Origin of the sequence: Dechloromonas sp. ZY10, from assembly GCF_041378895.1 — a bacterium.
Lineage (GTDB): Bacteria > Pseudomonadota > Gammaproteobacteria > Burkholderiales > Rhodocyclaceae > Azonexus > Azonexus aquae.
In genome coordinates, this window is sequence record NZ_CP144212.1 from 2,427,041 (window position 1) to 2,446,620 (window position 19,580).

Consider the following 19,580-nt stretch of genomic DNA (forward strand, 5'->3'; position numbering starts at 1 on the left):
CGAGCATGTCGAAATTCTTCATCAACCGGCCGATTTTCGCGTCGGTCATCTCGATCATCATCGTGATTGCCGGGCTGGTCGCCTCGCAAGTGCTGCCGATTGCGCAATATCCGCAAATCGCGCCGCCGACGGTGCTGATCAACGCCACCTACCCGGGCGCCTCCGCCGAAACCCTGGCCAAGACCGTTGCCGCCCCGATCGAGGAGCAGTTGAACGGGGTTGAAGGCCTCTCCTATTTCACCTCGTCGGCCACCGCCAACGGCACGGTGACGATTACCGCCACCTTCGATGTCGGCAGCAATGTGGACATGGCGGCGGTCAACGTCAATAACCGGGTCAAGGCCGCTGAACCACGCCTGCCGGAAGAAGTCCGGCGCAACGGCGTGATCGTGCAGAAGCGCTCGAACGACATCCTGCAGGTGGTTGCGCTCGATTCCGAACAGGGCAAGTACAACACCCTGTTCCTGTCGAACTACGCCAGCCTCAACATCGTCGACGAACTGAAGCGGCTGAAGGGAGTCGGCGACGTCACCATCTTCGGCGCGCAGGACTACTCGATGCGCGTCTGGCTCAAGCCCGACCGCCTCGCGCAACTGGGCCTGACCACCAGCGACGTGTCGAACGCGATCAAGGCACAGAACGCCCAGAACGCCGCCGGCAAGATCGGCCAGGAACCGGCGCCGAGCGACCAGCAACTGGTGTACACGGTGACCGCCAAGGGCCGCCTGCTGACGCCGGAAGAGTTCGGCAACATCGTCATCCGCAGTTCCGGCCCCGGTGGCCTGCTGCGCCTCAAGGACGTTGCCCGGATCGAACTCGGGGCCTACAGCTACGACCAGAGCGTGACCCTCGACGGGCAACCGACCATCGCCATGGGCGTCTTCCTGCAAACCGGCGCCAACGCGCTGGAAGTCGCCGAGCGCGTGCGCGGCAAGATGCAGGAACTGAAGCAGAAATTCCCCGAAGGCATGGGTTACGTCATCCCCTTCGACACCACCCGCTTCGTCTCGGCCTCGATCGACGAAGTGGTCAAGACCCTGGTCGAAGCGATGGTGCTGGTGCTGGCGGTGGTGTACCTCTTCCTGCAAAGCTGGCGCGCGACGCTGATCCCGATGGTCGCGGTACCGATTTCGCTGATCGGCACCTTCGCCGGCCTATGGCTGTTCGGCTTCTCGATCAACACCCTGACGCTGTTCGCGATGGTGCTGGCAATCGGGATCGTGGTCGATGACGCGATCGTCGTCCTGGAAAACGTCGAACGCCTGATGGCCGAAGAAAAGCTGCCGCCGCGCCAGGCCGCAATCAAGGCGATGCACGAAGTGCAGGGCGCACTGATTGCGATCGTGCTGGTGCTGTGCGCGGTATTCGTTCCGGTTGCCTTCCTCGGCGGTATCGCCGGCCAGCTCTACAAGCAGTTTGCGGTCACCGTCGCTGTCGCCGTGGTCCTCTCCGGCGTCGTCGCGCTGACCCTGACCCCGGCGCTGTGCGCCCTGCTACTCAAGGCGCAGCATACCGAGAACAAGCTGTTCGCCCCGTTCAACCGCGCTTTCGAGCGTTTTACCAACGCCTTTACGCGCGGCGTCGATTTCATCCTCCGCCACTGGATTGTCGGGACCACGGTTTTTGCCCTGGTGATCGCGTCGACCGTAGCGTTCTTCAAGATCATCCCCGGCAGCTTCGTGCCGGCCGAAGACCAGGGCTACCTGATCTCGGCGCTGATGCTGCCCGACGGCGCCACGCTGAAGCGGACCGAACGGATGGGCGAGCAGACCCGCGCCATCATCGCCAAGGACCCGGCGGTCAAGCATACCTTCGTCGTCTCGGGCTTCGACCTGATCGGCGGTGGCAACAAGCCCAACGCCGGTACCATGTTCATCCCGCTCAAGGACTGGAAAGAACGCGACGCCAAGGCGCAGGATCTGGCCGGCAAGTTCATGGGCATCGGCATGAGCCAGCCGGAAGGTCTCGGCCTGGTCTTCAACCCGCCCCCGATCATGGGCCTGGGCACCGCCGGCGGTTTCGAAGTCTATGTCCAGAACCGCGTCGACGGCGATGCCAAGAAGCTCAACGAAGTGGTTCAGGGCTTCATCGCCGAATTGCAGAAGCGGCAGGAATTCACCCGCATCTCGACCTTCTTCCGGCCGACCGTGCCGCAGCTCTTCGTCGAGGTCGACGAGGCCAAGGCGCTGGCCCTCGGCATCCCGCTCGCCGACGTGTACACCACGCTGCAGAGCACCATGGGCGCGCTCTACGTCAACGACTTCAACAAGGCCGGGCGCGTCTACCGCGTGCAGTTGCAGGCCGAAGCCAATTACCGGATGAAGCCGGACGACATCGGCAAGGTCTATGTCCGCGCCAATACCGGCGCGATGATTCCGCTGTCGGCAATCAGCAAGGTCAATAGCGTGGTCGGTCCGGAACAGGTCGAGCGCTTCAACGGTTTCATCGCCGGCAAGGTGATGGGCGACTCCAAGCCCGGCATCAGCTCCGGCGACGCGATCAAGATCGTCGAGGAAGTCGCCGCCGCCACCCTGCCCGATGGCTACACCATCGCCTGGACCGGCCAGGCCTTCCAGGAAAAGCGCAGTGCCGGCTCCTCCCTGCAGGCCTTCGGCTTCGCAATCATCATGGTCTTCCTGATCCTCGCCGCCCAGTACGAGAAATGGTCGCTGCCGCTGGCGGTGGTGATGGCCGTGCCCTTCGCGCTGCTCGGCGCCCTGGCGGCGATCTGGCTGCGCGGGATGCCCAACGACATCTACTTCCAGATCGGTCTGGTGGTGCTGATCGGGCTGGCGTCGAAAAACGCGATCCTGATCGTCGAGTTCGCCGCGCAGAAGTACGCCGAAGGCAAGAGCGTCGTCGACGCCGCGCTGGAAGCCGCCCGCTTGCGCCTGCGGCCAATCGTGATGACCTCGCTCGCCTTCATCCTCGGCGTCTTCCCGCTGGTCAAGGCCAGCGGCGCCGGCGCTGCCGCCCGTCAGTCGATGGGTACCGGCGTCTTCGGCGGGATGCTCGCCGCCACCTTCGTCGCGACCATTTTCGTGCCGCTGTTCTTCAAGTGGCTGGAACGCGGCAAACAGATCGATCCTTCGCACCTCGCCAGCGAGGAGGAAAACGCATGAATACCCGCTTGCTGAAATCCCTGGCCGCGCTGCTCGCGGCCGGCGCCCTCGGCGGCTGTGCCGTCGGCCCCGACTACCTGCGCCCGGCCAACCTGTTGCCGGCCTTGTTCGGCCCGGCGCCCGCCGAAGCCGAAGTGACGACTGCCACGGTCGACGCCCGCTGGTGGCAGTTTTTCAACGATCCGGCGCTCAACGAGCTGATCGAACAGGCACTGCAGAAGAACGCCGACCTGCGCCTCGCCGTCGCCCGCGTCGCGCAGGCCGATGCCGCCGCCCGCGAAGCCGGCGCCGAGCTGTACCCGGGCATCAACCTGCAGGCCGGCAGCAGCAGCAACAAGGTCAGCGGCAAATCGGCGACCTACTCGCCGGCGATGCCGCAGATCCGCCAGAGCCGGACTGCCGGCCTGGCCGTGTCCTACGAGCTCGATGTCTGGGGCCGCGTCCGCCGCAGCGACGAAGCGGCGCAGGCACAATTGCTGGCCAGCCGCTACGGCCGCGATGCGGTCCGCCTCTCGGTTGCCGGGCTGGTCGCCAACGCCTACCTGACGCTGCGCGCCACCGACGCGCAACTGGCGGTCAGCCAGGAAACCCTGGCGACCCGGCAACAGGCGCTAGACCTGGTCAAGAAACGCGTCGATGCCGGCCTCGGTTCGCCGGTCGACCTGCACCAGGCCAGCGGCGCCCTCGCCGCGGCCGAAACCCAGGTGATCGAACTGCGCCGCCAGCGGGCCCTCGGCGAGCACCAGCTGGCCCTGCTGAGCGGCAACCCGGCGCTGCGAATTGCGCCGCCGGCCAGCGCCGACCCGCAACTGCTGCCGCTGCCGCCGCTGCCGCCGGCCGGTTTGCCGGCGCAACTGGTCGAACGCCGGCCGGACGTGCGCGAAGCCGAACAGAAGCTGATCGCCGCCAACGCCGGGATCGGCCTGGCCAAGGCCGGCTACTACCCGAAATTCACGCTGACCGGCAGCTACGGCAGCGAGAGCAAGGCGCTCGGCGACCTCTTCGCCGCCGGTGCCGGCACCTGGGGGCTGGGCCTCAACCTGCTCATGCCGCTGCTCGATTTTGGCCGCACCGAGGCCCGCGTCGACCAGGCCAAGGCAGTCAACGAACAATCGCTGATCGCCTGGGAAAACACCCTGCAGGGCGCCTACAAGGATGTCCGCGACGCGCTGGTCAACAGCCGCGAACAAGCCGCCGCCGAACAGGCGCAGCAGGTCCGCGTCGACCAGGCCCGCGAAACCCTGCGCCTGGTCGACCTGCGCTACCGCGCCGGGCACGCCGGCTACCTCGAAGTGCTCGACGCGCAGCGGACGCTGAACGACTCGCAACTGCAGCAGATCGCCACCCGCCAGGCCCGCCTGGCGGCAGCGGTCGGCCTGTTCAAAGCCCTCGGCGGCGGCTGGCAGGCTGCTTCCTGAGGCGAGTCGCCGCGGCTAAGGCCGGCGCGGCGACAAAAAAAGGGGTTTTTCACGGTCGACCGTGAAAAACCCCTTTTTTTGTTCACCCGCAGCGACGCAGATCCAGCGTCAGCGGGTACTCAGCGCTACGCACCGGCGCTTCGACGCTGACCGGTCCCGGCGTATGGCCGAAGCGGAAGAAGCGGGCCAGGCGGCGGCTTTCGGCCTCGAAGGCATTGACCGGGAAGTGGGCGTAATTGCGCCCGCCGGGGTGCGCGACGTGGTACTGACAACCGCCCAGCGAACGGCCGCTCCAGGTATCGACCAGATCGAAGACCAGCGGCGCGTGCACGCCGATGGTCGGGTGCAGGCAGGCTGCCGGCTGCCAGGCGCGGTAGCGGACGCCGGCCACATATTCGCCGACGGTACCGGTGTTGTGCAGGGGCAGTGCGACGCCGTTGCAGGTCAGCACATAACGGTCGGGCGGCAGGTTGCTCAGCTTGAGCTGCAAGCGTTCGACCGAGGAATCGACATAGCGCACAGTGCCGCCAACCGCCCCCTCTTCGCCCATCACATGCCAGGGTTCGAGCGCATGCCGTAATTCGCAGGCGATGCCGCGCAGATTGAACTCGCCGTGGCGCGGGAAGCGGAATTCGAAATGCGGCGCGAACCAGTCGAGCTGCAGCGGATAACCAGCCGCCTGCAGTTCGCCGATCACTTCGGCAAAATCCTGCTCGACGAAGTGCGGCAGCATGAAGCGGTCGTGCAGTTCGCTGCCCCAGCGGGCCAGCCGCGCCGGCTTGTACGGGGTTTCCCAGAAACGCGCGAGCAGTGCCCGCAACAGGAGTTGCTGGGTCAGCGACATGCGCGCGTGCGGCGGCATTTCGAAGGCGCGCAGTTCAAGCAGGCCGAGGCGGCCGGCCGGGCCATCGGGCGAATACAGCTTGTCGATGCAGAACTCGGCACGGTGGGTGTTGCCGGTAACGTCGATCAGCAAATTGCGCAACACACGGTCGACCCGCCAGGGCGGCACATTTTGCCCGGCCTCGGGCAACTGGCGGAAAGCGATTTCCAGTTCGTAGAGACTGTCGTTGCGCGCCTCATCAACGCGCGGCGCCTGGCTGGTCGGGCCGATGAACAGGCCGGAGAACAGGTAGGACAGGCTGGGGTGGTTGTGCCAGTAGGCGATCAGGCTGGCCAGCAGGTCCGGCCGACGGAGGAAGGGCGAATCGGCCGGAGTCGCGCCACCAAGCACGAAATGGTTGCCGCCGCCGGTGCCGGTGTGGCGACCGTCGAGCATGAATTTTTCGCTGATCAGCCGCGACTCGCGCGCCGCGTCGTACAGGTGGGTGGTTTGCGCCACCAGTTCGCGCCAGCTGGCGGCGGGATGGATATTGACCTCAATCACGCCAGGGTCCGGCGTCACCCGGAAATGCGCCAGACGCGGATCGGCCGGCGGCTCGTAGCCTTCGATAATCACCGGCGTCTGCAGTTCGGCGGCAGTGGCTTCGACCGCTGCCAGCAGTTCGAGGTAGTCCTCCAGCCGCTCGGTCGGCGGCATGAAAATGTGCAGGCGCCCGTGCCGTGCCTCGGCACACAGCGCCAGGCGCACAATTCCGGGCGCCGACTGGCCCGGCTGCGGAGCACCAGCCGACATCGTCGATGCGCCCCCCGCGACACTTGCTGCCGCGCAGGCCGTTCCGGCGTCGACCGCCGTTGCACCGGTACTCGGCGCCGCCGCAAACTGCTGCCGGATCGCTGCCGCGCTGGCCAACGGCTGACGCGGTGCGAAGGGGTCGGGCGCGTGCTGCCAGGGGTAATCGGCTGCCGTTACCCAGGGCTGCGAATCGAGCGGCAAACGGTAGCCGAGCGGCGAATCGCCGGGCAGCAGGTAGCAGCGTTCGCTGCGCAGGAACCACGCACCACTTTCCCAAGAGCCGGCGGCATTCTTGCGCAGGGGCAGTACCTGCCCGACCACCTGCGCCAGCCCCTGGCCAAAAACCCGCGCCAGGCGCTCGCGCTCCAGCGGGTCATCGAGATTCGAAGCCAGCGGGTCGACGTTGATCGGCAAGCGACGTTCACGCCACAGGTAATAAAAGGCGTCTTCGTAAGCCGGAAAAACGAATTGCGGATCGAGCCGTAACTTGGCCGCCAACCGGCTCAGGAAGCGCTGCGCGGTTTCCGCGCTGTGGCCGTAATCGATCTTCTCGTCGGCATAGAGCGCCGGGTCCTGCCATAAGGGCTGGCCGTCGCGGCGCCAGAAGCAGTTCAGGCTCCAGCGCGGCAACTGCTCGCCGGGATACCACTTGCCCTGCCCGAAATGCATCAGCCCCTGCGCCGCGTATTCGGCGCGCAGCTTGTGGAACAGGTCGGCGGCAAGCAGGCGCTTGCGCGGCCCGAGCGCATCGGTATTCCACTCGGCGCCATCCGGATCGTCGAGCGCGACGAAGGTCGGCTCGCCGCCCTGGGTCAGGCGCACGTCGAGTTCGCCGAGACGGCGGTCGACCGCGTCGCCGAGTTCAAGAATCGCCTGCCATTGATCGTCGCGGTAAGGCTTGGTAACGCGCGGCGACTCGTGGATGCGGCTGACCGTCATCGCGTGCTCGAATTCGACCTCGCAGGCGTCGAGGCCACCGGTCAGCGGTGCCGCCGAGGCCGGCTCCGGCGTGCACGCCACCGGAATATGCCCCTCGCCGGCGAGCAGCCCGGAAGTCGGGTCGAAACCGACCCAGCCCGCCCCCGGGAGATAGACCTCGCACCAGGCATGCAGATCGGTGAAGTCGGCCGGCGGACCGCTCGGGCCGTCGAGCGACTTCTGGTCGGCGGTCAGCTGGATCAGGTAGCCGGAGACGAAACGCGCCGCCAGGCCGAGGTGACGCAGCAGTTGCACCAGCAGCCAGGCCGAGTCGCGGCAGGAACCGGAACGTTTTTCCAGGGTTTCTTCCGGTGTCTGCACCCCCGGTTCGAGGCGGATGGTGTAACTGATGTCGCGCTGCAGGCGGGCGTTGAGATTAACCAGGAAATCAACGGTCGGCGTCCGCGTGCGCGGGATTTCTGCCAGGTAGGCGACAAAGCGCGGAGTTGCCGGCAACTGGTAGAGAAAGGGGGTCAGCTCGTGCCGCTGCCAGGGCTCGTAGACGAAGGGAAAGTGCTCAGCCGAGGCTTCGAGGAAGAAGTCGAAGGGATTGAACACCGCCATCTCGGCTACCAGATCGACTTCGAACGAGAATTCGCGGGTTTTTTCCGGAAACACCAGGCGTGCCAGCCAGTTGCCCTGCGGGTCTTGCTGCCAGTTGATGAAGTGGGGTTCCGGCTGGACCTTGAGCGCATACGATAGAACGCGAGTACGCGCATGGGGACAGGGGCGCAGGCGAATCACCTGCGGTCCGAGGTTGATCAGATGGTCATAGCGGTAGCGGGTGAGGTGATTGAGTGCAACGTGGATCGACACGGCGGCTCTCCTTCAACAAGCGAATCAATCCGCACGCACCGGAAGCCGCCGGTGCGTGCCGGGAACGAACGGGGAACGACGACTAGAGAGCGGCCCAGTCGATGTCGGGCAAGGCGGCAAAGCCCTGCCGCAGATGCTCTCCCCACTGGCGGCGAATGGCCCCGTAGTAGGGGCTTTCCTGGGTGATCTGCACCTGCCGGCCAAGACTCAGGCTATCGCGCTCGTACAGCACGAGATCGAGCGGCAGGCCGACCGAAAGGTTGGAGCGGATGGTCGAGTCCATCGAGATCAAGGCGCATTTGGCCGCCTCATCCAGCGAGGTGGAGGGCGCGATCACCCGGTCGATGATCGGCTTGCCGTACTTGGCCTCGCCAATCTGGCAATACGGTGTCTCGCGCTGGATCTCGATGAAATTGCCAGCAGCATAGATATTGAACAGGCGCGGTTCCTCGCCCCCGATCTGGCCGCCAAGGATCAGCGCGGCCGCGAATTCCATGCCGAATTTTTGCAGCGCTGCCGCATCGCGCTCATGCACTTCGCGCAGGCAGTCGCCAACATGCTTGGCCGCCTCGAACATGTTCTTGGCCCGGTACAGGCTCGCGCCGCGCCGCGCCTCCAGCCGTTCGCGCAGGGTATTGACCACAGCCTGGGTAATCGCCAGATTGCCCGAGCTCATCAGCACCAGCACCCGCTCGCCCGGCTTTTCGAAGACGTGCATCTTGCGGTAGGTATTGATGTGATCGACGCCGGCATTGGTTCGCGAATCGGCGAGAAAGACCAGGCCTGCATCCAGCCGCATGGCAACGCAGTAAGTCATGCCGCCTCCTCCATCGGAACCAGGAAGTCGCGGCTGATGCCGTCGCCAAGCGCGTAGATGCGGTCCATGAAATCGGTCAGCCATTCGTGCAGGCCGTGTTCGAGAATATCCTCGATCCGCCCGTAGTGCAGCTGCGCATGCAGCAGCCCGGCCTGGCGCTGGGTCTCGCCGGACAGCCGGTTGGCGACCAGTTCGAGATTCTTGATCACACCGTTGAGACAGAAATGCAGCGAGCGCGGCATGTCATCCTTGAGGATCAGCAATTCGGCAACCCGCCCCGGGGTGATCACGTCGCGGTACACCTTGCGATAGACCTCAAAGGCCGATACCGAGCGCAACAGGGCCCCCCACTGGTAAAAATCGGTCGCTCCTTCGCTGTCGTCCTGCGGCCGCAGGACGTGATATTTGACGTCGAGGATGCGGGCGGTGTTGTCGGCGCGTTCAAGCAGGGTCCCGAGACGGATGAAGTGGTAGGCCTCGTCCTGCAACAAGGTGCCGAGCGTGGTCCCGCGCGAGAGCGAGGAGCGCATCTTGACCCACTCGAAAAACTCGCCGATGCCGGCGTTGAACAACTGCTCGAAGCCCTTGTCGCGTGCTTCCAGCCAGGTTGCGTTGATCGTTTCCCACATTTCGGCGGTCAGCGTGCCGCGCACCGCGTGCGCGTTTTCGCGGGCCAGGCGCAGGCAACTGTAGATCGACGAGAGGTTTTCGGCGTCGGTCACCATGAATTTCAGCACATTTTCAGCGTTGACCGTGGCATAGCGCGCAGCAAACACGGCATCCAGGCTATTCAGGGTCAGCACGGCCTGCCAGTTCTGATTGGCGGCAGCCTCGGGCTGCGGCACCAGCGACATCTGCCAGGTGACGTCGAGCAGGCGGGCCAGGTTTTCGGCGCGTTCGATATAGCGTGCCATCCAGAACAGATGGTCGGCGGTACGGCTCAGCATTTTCTTTCTCCCTAAACTCAGTCTTCCAGCACCCAGGTATCCTTGGTCCCGCCGCCCTGCGACGAATTGACCACCAGCGAGCCCTTGGTCAGCGCCACTCGCGTCAGTCCGCCCGGCGCCATCTGGATACACTTGCCCGACGACAGGACGAAGGGCCGCAGGTCGAGGTGGCGCGGCGCGATGCCTTCCTCGACAAAGGTCGGACAATTCGACAGCGCCAGCGTCGGCTGCGCGATGTAGCCGTCCGGCTTGCTCAGCAGCAACTGCCGGAAGTGCTCGATCTGATCGGGCGTCGCCGCCGGGCCGACCAGCATCCCGTAGCCGCCGGCGCCGTGCACTTCCTTGACGACCAGTTCAGGCAGATGTGCCAGCACGTACTTGAGATCGTCGGGCTTGCGACACATGTAGGTCGGGACGTTGTTCAGCTTCGGCTCCTCGCCGAGGTAGAACTTGATCATCTCCGGCACGTAGGGATAGATCGACTTGTCGTCGGCGACCCCGGTACCGATGGCATTGGCCAGGGTCACGTTGCCCGCCTGGTAGGCCTTGAGCAGGCCGGGTACGCCCAGCGCGGAGTCGGGACGAAAGGCGAGCGGATCGAGGAAGTCGTCGTCAATCCGGCGGTAGATCACATCGACCCGCTGCGGCCCCTGGGTGGTGCGCATGTATACCACTTCATCCTTGACGAACAGGTCGCGGCCTTCGACCAGCTCAACCCCCATCTGCTGCGCCAGGAAAGTATGTTCGAAGTAGGCTGAGTTGTAGGCGCCGGGCGTCAGTACCACTACTGTCGGATCGTTGACGCCGTTGGGCGCCACCGCGCGCAGCTTTTCCAGCAAGAGGTCGGGGTAGTGCTGGACCGGCGCCACCTTGTGCCGGGCGAACAGCTCGGGGAACAGGCGCATCATCATCTTGCGGTCTTCGAGCATGTACGAGACGCCGGAAGGCACGCGCAAGTTGTCCTCCAGCACGTAGAACTCGCCGGCGCCGGCACGCACCACGTCAACCCCGGCGATGTGGGCATAAACCCCGCCCGGCACGTCGACGCCCTGCATCACCGGCCGGTACTGGGCATTGTTCAGTACCTGCTCGGCCGGGATGATGCCGGCCTTGAGAATTTCCTGATCGTGGTAGATGTCCCACAGGAACAGGTTGAGGGCGCGCACCCGCTGGCGCATCCCGGATTCCAGCGCCTTCCATTCCGCTGCCGGAATGATCCGCGGCACGATATCGAAGGGAATCAGACGCTCCTTGCCGGCTTCTTCGCCATAGACTGCGAAGGTGATCCCGACGCGGTGAAAGGCGAGGTCGGCTTCGGCCCGCTTGCGCTCGATGCGCTCAGCCGGGGTTGTTTCAAGCCACTCGGCGTAGGCGCGGTAATGCGCCCGGACCTCGCCGTCTGCTGCATACATCTCGTTATAGAAGTTCATGATGTGCTCGCTGCTGATCTTGATAGGCAGAGAGCATTTAGCACTTAGCATGCCATCGGAAAATGCGCCAAAAACCGAAAAAACCCGGGATTTGATCGCAAAAACGGCACCAAAACGGGGGGGGATGCCTTGTTTTGGTGCCACCTGGAGAGCACTATCCCGGTGCAAAAATGGCCCGCCATACAGGTTGACCGTGTCAACGCAACACGGGGCCCGCAGGCCCCGTGTTCGGTTGCGCCGGATCGGCGCGCTTATTTGATGTAGCGGAAGTAGGACACCAGCTTGCTCAGGCGGGCAGCGGTTTCGCTCATTTCGCGCGTATTGTCGGCAGCCATCCGCACCGTGCCGACGGTCTGCTCGATTCCCGCGACGATGCCCTCGATCTGGGCCAGAATGTCGCGACCGGCCTGACTCTGTTCACGGGTCGCATCCGCAATATGACGCGACATGTTGGCCACTTCGCCACTGTGATGGTCAACCTGACCCAGGCCATCCTCGGCGGCAGTCATCGAGCTATCGGTTTTGGCGACCTGCTGGCCAGCATTCTCCATGCCACTGACGGCGATCTGGGTAATCCGCTGGATTTCGCCGACCGTTGAGGTGATTTCCTTGGTCTGCAGGCTGGCCCGCTCGGCCAGTTTGCGCACCTCGTCGGCGACCACGGCAAAGCCACGACCGCTCTCGCCGGCCCGCGCCGCCTCAATCGCTGCGTTGAGTGCCAGCAGGTTGGTCTGGTCAGCAACTTCCTCGATGGTCCGGGTCACCGCGCCAATCGCAAAAATCGACTTGAACAGCTCGGCCATGGTGTTGCCGGCACCGTTGACCGTATGCACCACCTCCTGCGTTGCCTGCCGGCTCTGCTGCATGCTGCCGACCGCCTGATCAAGCAAGCGCCGCGACTCTTCGACTGCAGCTGCGGTAGCCTGCGAATCGTCGGCCACCTGGGCAATCGAAGCATTGATTTCCTCGACCGCCGCTGCAATCCGGTTCACCGAGTCAGCCTGCATTTCAGTCGTGCTATGGGTCTGCTCCATTCCCACCGCCAGACCGCTGGCTGAACTTTCAACCGTCTTCGCAGCCTCGTCGATCTCCGCCATCATGCTCTTGAGATGGGTCTGCATGCTGATCAGCGCATCGTTGACCTTGCCCAGTTCGTCCCGGCGATGCAGCGGAATCTGGTCGGTCAGGTCGCCCTGGGCAATATGATCGAGACGCCCGATGATCCGTTCGATGATGGTGAAGACCTTGCCCTGCAGCAGCATCAAGCCGACACCGACACCGATACTGCTGATTCCGAGCAACTGCAGCAATGACGACACCGCGGCCTGGGACAAGCCCAGCGAAGCGCCGAACTGGTGCAACAGACCGCCGATCAGGTGTGCCAGGATCAGATAGCCGACCGCCGCGTTGAATTTGCTGCGCAGCGAAATCCGGCTCCACAACGAAGCCTTTGGCAAGCTGGCCTTGCCCTGCTGCAACTGGCGGTAAAGTCCCTCGGCTTCGCTGACCTGCTGCCGCGTCGGCTCGGTTCGCACCGACATGTAACCGATGGTCTGATTGTTCTTGCGCACCGGCACCACCAGCGCATCGACCCAATAGAAGTCGCCGTTTTTGCAGCGGTTCTTGACCACGCCGCGCCAGGGCCGCCCCTGCTTGATGGTGTCCCACAAATCCTGAAACGCCACCGGCGGCATGTCCGGATGGCGCACCATGTTGTGATTGAAGCCGATCAATTCGTCGCGGGTGAAGCCCGACAGTTCGACAAAGGTATCGTTCGCGTAGGTAATCGCGCCCTTCAGATCGGTTTTGGAAACAACATATTTTCCTTTTGGGAAAGGCTGCTCATTCTGGGTAATTGGCAGATTTTGTTTCATGGTGCGGAAATCGAAAAAAGTTCAATGAGTTTAGCAATAGGCATGCCATCAAAATCTTGACCCAACAAAAAAGGGCAGCTTCCGCTGCCCTTTTTTGTTGCAAAAACCGCAAATTACATGCGTTCGAAGACGCAGGCGATGCCTTGCCCGCCGCCGATACACATGGTCACCAGCGCATAGCGGCCATTGGTACGCTGCAACTCATACAGCGCCTTGGTGGCGATGAAGGCACCGGAACAGCCAACCGGATGGCCGAGGGCGATCGCGCCGCCGTTCGGGTTGGTCTTGGCCGGATCGAGGCCGAGGCCCTTGGAAACAGCAATTGCCTGAGCGGCAAAGGCTTCGTTCGACTCGATCACATCCATCTGATCCAGGCTCAAACCGGCCTTTTTCAGGGCCAGCTTGGATGCCGGGATCGGACCTTCGCCCATGACGTCGTTGGGCACGCCGGCAACCGCGTAGGAAACCAGACGGGCCAGCGGCTTCTGGCCGGCGGCAGCAGCGACATCGGCGGCAGCGAGGACGAAGAAGGCAGCACCATCGTTGATCCCGGACGCGTTACCGGCGGTGACCGTGCCATCTTTCTTGAAGGCCGGCTTCATCTTGCCCAGGGATTCCAGCGTGGTACCCGGCTTGAGGTGCTCGTCGGTGTCGAAGACCACTTCGCCCTTGCGCGTCTGCTTGACGATGGGGACGATCTGCGACTTGAAGTAACCGGCTTCCTGGGCAGCGGCTGCGCGACGCTGCGACTCGACGGCAAAAGCGTCCTGTTCTTCGCGGGAAATGCCCCACTTGCTTGCCAGGTTCTCGGCGGTGATCCCCATGTGGCCAACGCCGAACGGGTCGGTCAGGACCGAGACCATCATGTCGACTGCCTTGCTATCACCCATGCGGGCGCCAGTACGCAGTGCCGGCATCATGTAACCACCGCGCGACATCACTTCGACGCCGCCGCCAATCCCGTAATCGCAATCGCCGAGCATGATTTGCTGCGCGGTGGTGACGATGGCCTGCAGGCCGGAAGAACACAGGCGATTGACCTGCATGGCCACGGAATCCATCGGCAAGCCGGCCTGGATCGAGGCAACACGCGGCACATAGGCATAGCGGGAATCAGTCGGGATGCAGTTGCCAACCGTCACATAATTGATCTGCTGCGCATCGACGCCGGAACGGGTGATGGCTTCCTTCATCACGGTACCCGCCAGTTCGGCCGGCTCGATATCGGCCAGGGAACCGCCAAAAGCACCGATGGCGGAACGGACTGCGCTCAGAACGACTACTTCTCTGCTCATGTAAACCTCCTGTGAGTAAGCTCTGGTGCCTGCCTGCGAGGACAGGCCCTTTCAAGATTGGAACAGCACGATGTTACGCGTTGAAGAATCAAGCGCGCGGGTCTACGGGTGTCGGACCATCCCGTGACTGGCAGGCGGCGCGGAGAACTCCACGACAAAGCTCCGCCAGCGGGACGAAAGTTCCTGCAGCCGGTGGGCCGGCTCTTTTTTATTACGGTTTGTGACAATAACACAAGCTCAGGCCGCGTGCAGCCCGAGACGCGCAGTGAGCGAACGGATCATCCCGGCGGTAGCTCCCCAGATGAAATAATCCTGCCAGGGCATGGCAAAAAAATGCCGCAAGGCCCCGCGCACGTGTACCGAATGTTGCTGGTGATTGGCGGGATCGAGCAGAAAGGACAAGGGTACCTCGAACACCTCGGCAACCTCGAAAGGATCGGGACTCAAGGTGAAAGGCGGAGTGACCAGCGCCACCACCGGAATCACCGAAAAACCGGTGCCGGTGCGGTACTCCGGTAAATACCCCAGAACCTCGACATGTTGCCGGGCGAGACCGATTTCCTCTTCGGTTTCGCGCAGGGCGGTAGCCAGCGGTGACGTATCCTCATCCTCGACCCGCCCACCGGGAAAACTGATCTGCCCGGCATGCTTATTGAGGTGGGCGGTCCGCTGGGTCAACAGCACGGTCCGCCCCTCGGGCCGATCGATCACCGGAAACAGGACAGCGGCGGGCGTCAGTCCGGCACTCGGCGCTCCATCCTCGATCACCACCTGCGTCAGCGGCGGCAGCGGCAACAGCGCAGCCTTCAGCTGCGCAACATCAATGTTCATGCGACAGGCGAATCTTCCTCGATTTCGGCATGCACCGCACCCAGGGCGTCCTGCAGGGTTTCCTCGGGCAGGGCGTTGATCGAGGTGGCAACCAGATCGGCGGATTCGACAGCACCTACCGGCAAGCGCTTGCTTTCCAGCGAGGCAATCAACACCGCAGCGGCACCAACCACCCGCAGCAAAGCCTGCCGTTCAGCCATCAGCATTTCAATTTCTTCACGCAAGAGCGCGATTTCCTGCTCGCGTTGGGGCATGTTGCACCTTTCCTAATAGCGCTTTTTCAGCGTCATTGTCGGGCCGTCGCGCAGCATTTCCATACGATTGAGGAAGCTCATTCCGAGCAGCGCGATCGGCAAGTCGTTCTGGTGGATCGTGGCATCGACGCCGTGCAGCGTTACCTCGCCGATCCGTACAGTGTCCAGTTTGACGCGACTGACCTGTACTTGTCCATTCGCAGTTTGCGATATTCCACGCTGACCGCTGTTGAAGTCGAGCCCGATCCGGCGGGCATCCGAAGCGCCCAGGGAAATCATGGTGGCCCCGGTATCGACGAGAAAACGCACCGAAGTGCCGTTGATCGTGCCGTTGGCCAGAAAATGCCCTTGGCCATCTGCGGTCAGCACAATCTTGCCGCCGCCTTCGGCAGCCGCGCCAACGGCATGCTGCCCAACCCGCAAGGCGCGCTTGCGCCCGCCAATCTCGACGATCACCTGCTCATCCTGCACGGCCAGCAGGCGTACGCCGTCGAGGGTCTGGCCAACCGTTGCAGCCCGCGGCGAGCCACCGTTGATGATCAGCATCGCCTTGCTGCCGAGAATGCCGGCAAGGCCGACCTCCTGGGCCGCCAGCGGTGCGGCGGCCAACAGCAGCCAGGCAAACGCCGTACAATGACCGGCCATTTTTCCGCTACCGGGGAATTTCATGCTGCCAGTCGCCATCTTTCGCCATGCTCCTACCGAAGGTCCGGGCTATTTTGCCACATTCCTCGATGCCCACGGGATTCCCTGGGAACTGATCGCGGTCGATGCCGGCGCCCCCCTGCCGCTCGATACACAGGCATTTTCCGGCCTCTGCCTGATGGGTGGTCCAATGAGTGTGAATGATTCGTTGCCATGGATCGAGCCGGTTTGTGCCCTGATCCGCGAAGCCGACCGGCGCCAGCTGCCGCTGCTTGGACACTGCCTGGGCGGACAACTGATCGCCAAGGCACTCGGTGCCCGGGTCGAGAAAAACCCGGTCAAGGAAATCGGCTGGGGCACGATTCTCGGCGAACAGCATGCAACGGCGCGGCGCTGGCTCGGCGAATTCTCCGGCCGCCCAGTCAGTGCCTTTCACTGGCACGGCGAAACCTTCTCACTGCCGGCCGGTGCCGAACGACTCGCCGGCAACGCCCATTGTGCCAACCAGATGTTTGCGCTCGGCCCGCACCTGGGCCTGCAGTGCCATGTCGAGATGACCCCGGAGATGATCGCCGAGTGGTGCGAACAGTGGCACGAGGAAACCCAAGGCGTCGATGAGCGTATTGGTATCCAGACGCCGGAAACGATGGCGGCCGAAACTGCTGAACGGCTGCCGGAAATGCGCCGTCTGGCCGATCAGTTGTACTCGACCTGGAGTCTCTGCCTGCCGCGCTGAAGCGGGATGGTGCCGCCGGCCTCAGCCGGGCAAGCGCCCGGCGCGAACCAGGGCGGCACGCAAGCGGGCCACGGTTTCCTCGACCGGCGCATCGCGCCTGACCTCCAGCCCGAGGTCGCGGGCCAGCGCATTGACCCGCGCCGGGTTGAGCGGAATTCCGCCCCGCTCGACCGCCAGCACCAGCCGGCGAGCACGCTCGAATTCGTCAAGCGGCACCGGCGGCTTGCCGAACAATGCCTGCAACCATTGCCGAAAACCCATGTGCAGCCCCGAAATCGATGGTGGACTTGTTCTTTTTGCTGGTTTTCACGGTCGACCGTGAAAACCAGCAAAAAACCGATCAGTCGCGGAAATTCCCGGCCTTGATCGGAAAATCGGCAATCGACTTGCGGATCAGCGCGATGCATTCCTGCAGATCGTCGCGCTTGGCCCCCTGGACGCGCACGGCATCGCCCTGGATCGAAGCCTGCACCTTGAGCTTGGCATCCTTGATCATTTTGACAATCTTCTTGGCCAGCTCGGTTTCGATCCCGAGCTTGATTTTCAACTCCTGCTTGACCTTGTTGCCGGAGACTTTCTGCAGCGGCTGCTCGTCGAGGCGCTTGGTGCTCTCGGCTTCCTTCTTTTCCATCGCCGGGAACAGGATGTCCTTGATCTGGTCGAGCTGAAAATCGGAATCGCCGTGCAGGGTGATCAGCTTGTCCTTCTCGTTCAGTTCGACCTTGGCCGAAGTGCCCTTGAAGTCATAGCGGTTTTCGATCTGGCGCGCCGCGACGTCAATCGCGTTCTTCAGCGCGACCATGTCGGCTTCTGAGGTGAAGTCAAAAGAAGGCATTACTAGCTCCTGAAAAACGAAAAACCCGGCACGCAGCCGGGCTCTGACCGGACTGGCCGGAAACGATCAGCCGAAGTGGCAAACGTAGTGGTAGGACTCGCCGTCGGCCACCGAAATTTCGAAGGACGAATTACCCGGCACGTTGAAGGACTGGCCCTCACCATAGGCGGTCCATTCGCTTTCGCCGGCCAGCTTGACGCGGCAGGCACCGCCTACGCCTTCCATGATTTCCGGCGCGCCGGTGTTGAAGGTCAGGGTGGACGGCAGGATCACACCGACCGTCTTCTTGGTGCCGTCGGCAAGGACGACGGTGTGGCTGACGCACTTGCCGTCAAAATAGACATTGGCCTTCTTGACCACCGAAACGTTATCGAATTGAGACATCAGATTCCCCAGATTTTTTGGATGACGGATTTGGCGATGAAACCGACCATGCCGAAGGCCAGCACGAAGAACAGGACAAAGGTCCCGGTCTTGCCCGCCTTCGATTTCCAGGCGATTTCGCCGATGATGAAGAGCATGAACAGAATGAAAGCTCCGACGCCCCAGGTCGAAAAAAAATCGGAAATCTGTTCCTCGGTCAGGCCGAAAAGAGTCGAAGGTTCCATCTGTTGAGCGGCTAGCTGTTAGATATTGGCAAACAGTAAATTCAGGGGGCGCCTGCCGCGCCCCGAGGAATCAGTTCGGTCCTCGATCCTGATCCCTCGCCCCTGTCCTTACCCCTTGCGCGCCTTGAGATTGGCGGCAATGCGCATGCGCAGCGCATTGAGCTTGATGAAGCCCCCGGCATCGCGCTGGTCGTAGGCACCGGCATCGTCCTCGAAGGTGGCGATGGTCGGGTCGAACAGCGAGTCGGTCTTGGAATCGCGGCCGACGACGATGACGTTGCCCTTGTACAGCTTGACCCGGACGTTGCCGTTGACGGTCTGCTGGGTGTGGTCAATCAGGGTCTGCAGCGCAACGCGCTCCGGGCTCCACCAGTAACCGTTGTACACCAGGCTGGCATAACGCGGCATCAGGTCGTCCTTGAGGTGAGCAACTTCGCGATCGAGGGTGACCGATTCGATGGCGCGATGGGCCTTGAGGATGATCGTGCCGCCCGGGGTTTCGTAGCAGCCGCGCGACTTCATGCCGACGTAACGGTTTTCAACCAGGTCCAGACGGCCGATACCGTGCTTACCGCCCAGTTCGTTCAGCTTGGTCAGCACCTGAGCCGGGCTCATGCGCACACCGTTCAGCGCGACGATGTCACCCTTTTCAAAGTCGATGTCGAGGTATTCGGCGGCGTCCGGTGCCTGTTCCGGCGACACGGTCCAGCGCCACATCGACTCTTCGGCCTCGGCCGACGGGTCTTCGAGGTGACGACCTTCGAAGGAGATGTGCAGCAGGTTGGCGTCCATCGAGTACGGCGAACCGCCGTTGCGGTGCTTCATGTCGATGGGGATGCCGTGGGTTTCGGCGTAGTTGAGCAGCTTCTCGCGCGACAGCAGATCCCACTCGCGCCACGGGGCAATGACCTTGACGCCCGGCTTCAGTGCGTAGGCGCCGAGTTCGAAACGCACCTGGTCGTTGCCCTTGCCGGTCGCACCGTGCGAAATCGCGTCGGCACCGGTCATGTTGGCGATCTCGATCAGGCGTTTGGCGATCAGCGGCCGGGCAATCGAGGTGCCGAGCAGGTATTCGCCTTCGTAGACGGTGTTGCAGCGGAACATCGGGAAGACGAAGTCGCGGACGAATTCTTCGCGCAGGTCGTCGATGAAGATGTTTTCCGGCTTGATGCCGAACTGCAGTGCCTTGGCACGTGCTGGTTCCAGTTCCTCGCCCTGGCCGAGGTCGGCAGTGAAGGTCACCACCTCGCACTGGTAGGTATCCTGCAGCCACTTCAGGATCACGGAAGTGTCGAGACCGCCGGAATAGGCCAGCACCACTTTCTTGATATCGCTCAT

The 19,580-nt window shown here is 63.2% G+C and carries 17 protein-coding genes; 3 read left to right on the forward strand and 14 right to left on the reverse strand.

Annotated features, from left to right (window positions below; translation table 11 throughout):
* Window positions 1–5: 5 nt before the first annotated feature.
* Both VX159_RS11005 and VX159_RS11010 read left to right on the forward strand, forming a co-directional pair.
* Complete coding sequence (locus tag VX159_RS11005; RefSeq protein ID WP_371322934.1) at window positions 6–3,122, forward strand: efflux RND transporter permease subunit; 3,117 nt, start codon at window positions 6–8, stop codon at window positions 3,120–3,122.
* Window positions 3,119–4,540 (forward strand): efflux transporter outer membrane subunit, encoded by a 1,422-nt coding sequence (locus VX159_RS11010; RefSeq protein WP_371322935.1) that lies wholly within the window; start codon window positions 3,119–3,121, stop codon window positions 4,538–4,540. The genes VX159_RS11005 and VX159_RS11010 overlap by 4 nt, the downstream gene beginning before the upstream one ends.
* A gap of 82 nt (window positions 4,541–4,622) precedes the next feature.
* Here VX159_RS11010 and VX159_RS11015 read toward each other — a convergent pair whose 3' ends face one another.
* The 9 genes from VX159_RS11015 to VX159_RS11055 all read right to left on the reverse strand — a co-directional run bounded on the left by VX159_RS11015 (window position 4,623) and on the right by VX159_RS11055 (window position 16,087).
* Entirely contained in the window at window positions 4,623–7,970 is a 3,348-nt protein-coding gene (locus VX159_RS11015; RefSeq protein ID WP_371322936.1) for a DUF2126 domain-containing protein, read from the reverse strand.
* 82 nt (window positions 7,971–8,052) lie between these two features.
* Complete coding sequence (locus VX159_RS11020) at window positions 8,053–8,787, reverse strand: peptidase (protein WP_371322937.1); 735 nt, start codon at window positions 8,785–8,787, stop codon at window positions 8,053–8,055.
* Entirely contained in the window at window positions 8,784–9,734 is a 951-nt protein-coding gene (locus tag VX159_RS11025) for an alpha-E domain-containing protein (RefSeq protein WP_371322938.1), read from the reverse strand. Before VX159_RS11025 ends, VX159_RS11020 begins: the two co-directional genes overlap by 4 nt.
* A gap of 17 nt (window positions 9,735–9,751) precedes the next feature.
* Window positions 9,752–11,164: a circularly permuted type 2 ATP-grasp protein gene (locus VX159_RS11030; RefSeq protein WP_371322939.1), complete on the reverse strand. Its 1,413-nt coding sequence runs from the start codon at window positions 11,162–11,164 to the stop codon at window positions 9,752–9,754.
* Window positions 11,165–11,415: 251 nt separating this feature from the next.
* Window positions 11,416–13,038 (reverse strand): methyl-accepting chemotaxis protein, encoded by a 1,623-nt coding sequence (locus tag VX159_RS11035; protein ID WP_371322940.1) that lies wholly within the window; start codon window positions 13,036–13,038, stop codon window positions 11,416–11,418.
* Window positions 13,039–13,151: 113 nt separating this feature from the next.
* The gene (locus tag VX159_RS11040) at window positions 13,152–14,333 is read right to left on the reverse strand and encodes an acetyl-CoA C-acyltransferase family protein (RefSeq protein ID WP_371322941.1); all 1,182 of its coding nucleotides are present in this window, start codon (window positions 14,331–14,333) and stop codon (window positions 13,152–13,154) included.
* Between the two features lie 237 nt (window positions 14,334–14,570).
* The gene (locus VX159_RS11045; protein ID WP_371322942.1) at window positions 14,571–15,164 is read right to left on the reverse strand and encodes a CoA pyrophosphatase; all 594 of its coding nucleotides are present in this window, start codon (window positions 15,162–15,164) and stop codon (window positions 14,571–14,573) included.
* On the reverse strand, window positions 15,161–15,418 hold the full coding sequence (locus VX159_RS11050; protein WP_371322943.1) for a hypothetical protein: 258 nt from the start codon (window positions 15,416–15,418) through the stop codon (window positions 15,161–15,163). The genes VX159_RS11045 and VX159_RS11050 overlap by 4 nt, the downstream gene beginning before the upstream one ends.
* Window positions 15,419–15,430: 12 nt before the next feature.
* Complete coding sequence (locus VX159_RS11055) at window positions 15,431–16,087, reverse strand: TIGR02281 family clan AA aspartic protease (RefSeq protein ID WP_371322944.1); 657 nt, start codon at window positions 16,085–16,087, stop codon at window positions 15,431–15,433.
* On the opposite strand from VX159_RS11055, the gene VX159_RS11060 reads away from it, so the two are divergent.
* Window positions 16,086–16,799 carry a type 1 glutamine amidotransferase gene (locus VX159_RS11060; protein WP_371322945.1) on the forward strand — a complete coding sequence of 238 codons (714 nt, stop codon included), beginning with the start codon at window positions 16,086–16,088 and terminating at the stop codon, window positions 16,797–16,799. The genes VX159_RS11055 and VX159_RS11060 overlap by 2 nt on opposite strands.
* 21 nt (window positions 16,800–16,820) lie before the next feature.
* Here VX159_RS11060 and VX159_RS11065 read toward each other — a convergent pair whose 3' ends face one another.
* The 5 genes from VX159_RS11065 to VX159_RS11085 all read right to left on the reverse strand — a co-directional run bounded on the left by VX159_RS11065 (window position 16,821) and on the right by VX159_RS11085 (window position 19,580).
* Window positions 16,821–17,060, reverse strand: coding sequence for a hypothetical protein (locus tag VX159_RS11065; RefSeq protein ID WP_371322946.1), 240 nt, complete (start codon window positions 17,058–17,060; stop codon window positions 16,821–16,823).
* 79 nt (window positions 17,061–17,139) lie between these two features.
* Window positions 17,140–17,634, reverse strand: a complete 495-nt coding sequence (locus VX159_RS11070) for a YajQ family cyclic di-GMP-binding protein (protein ID WP_371322947.1) — start codon at window positions 17,632–17,634, stop codon at window positions 17,140–17,142.
* 66 nt (window positions 17,635–17,700) lie between these two features.
* On the reverse strand, window positions 17,701–18,018 hold the full coding sequence (locus VX159_RS11075; protein WP_371322948.1) for a pyrimidine/purine nucleoside phosphorylase: 318 nt from the start codon (window positions 18,016–18,018) through the stop codon (window positions 17,701–17,703).
* Window positions 18,018–18,242 (reverse strand): DUF2788 domain-containing protein, encoded by a 225-nt coding sequence (locus VX159_RS11080; protein WP_371322949.1) that lies wholly within the window; start codon window positions 18,240–18,242, stop codon window positions 18,018–18,020. The genes VX159_RS11075 and VX159_RS11080 overlap by 1 nt, the downstream gene beginning before the upstream one ends.
* Before the next feature lie 108 nt (window positions 18,243–18,350).
* The gene (locus VX159_RS11085) at window positions 18,351–19,580 is read right to left on the reverse strand and encodes an argininosuccinate synthase (protein WP_371322950.1); all 1,230 of its coding nucleotides are present in this window, start codon (window positions 19,578–19,580) and stop codon (window positions 18,351–18,353) included.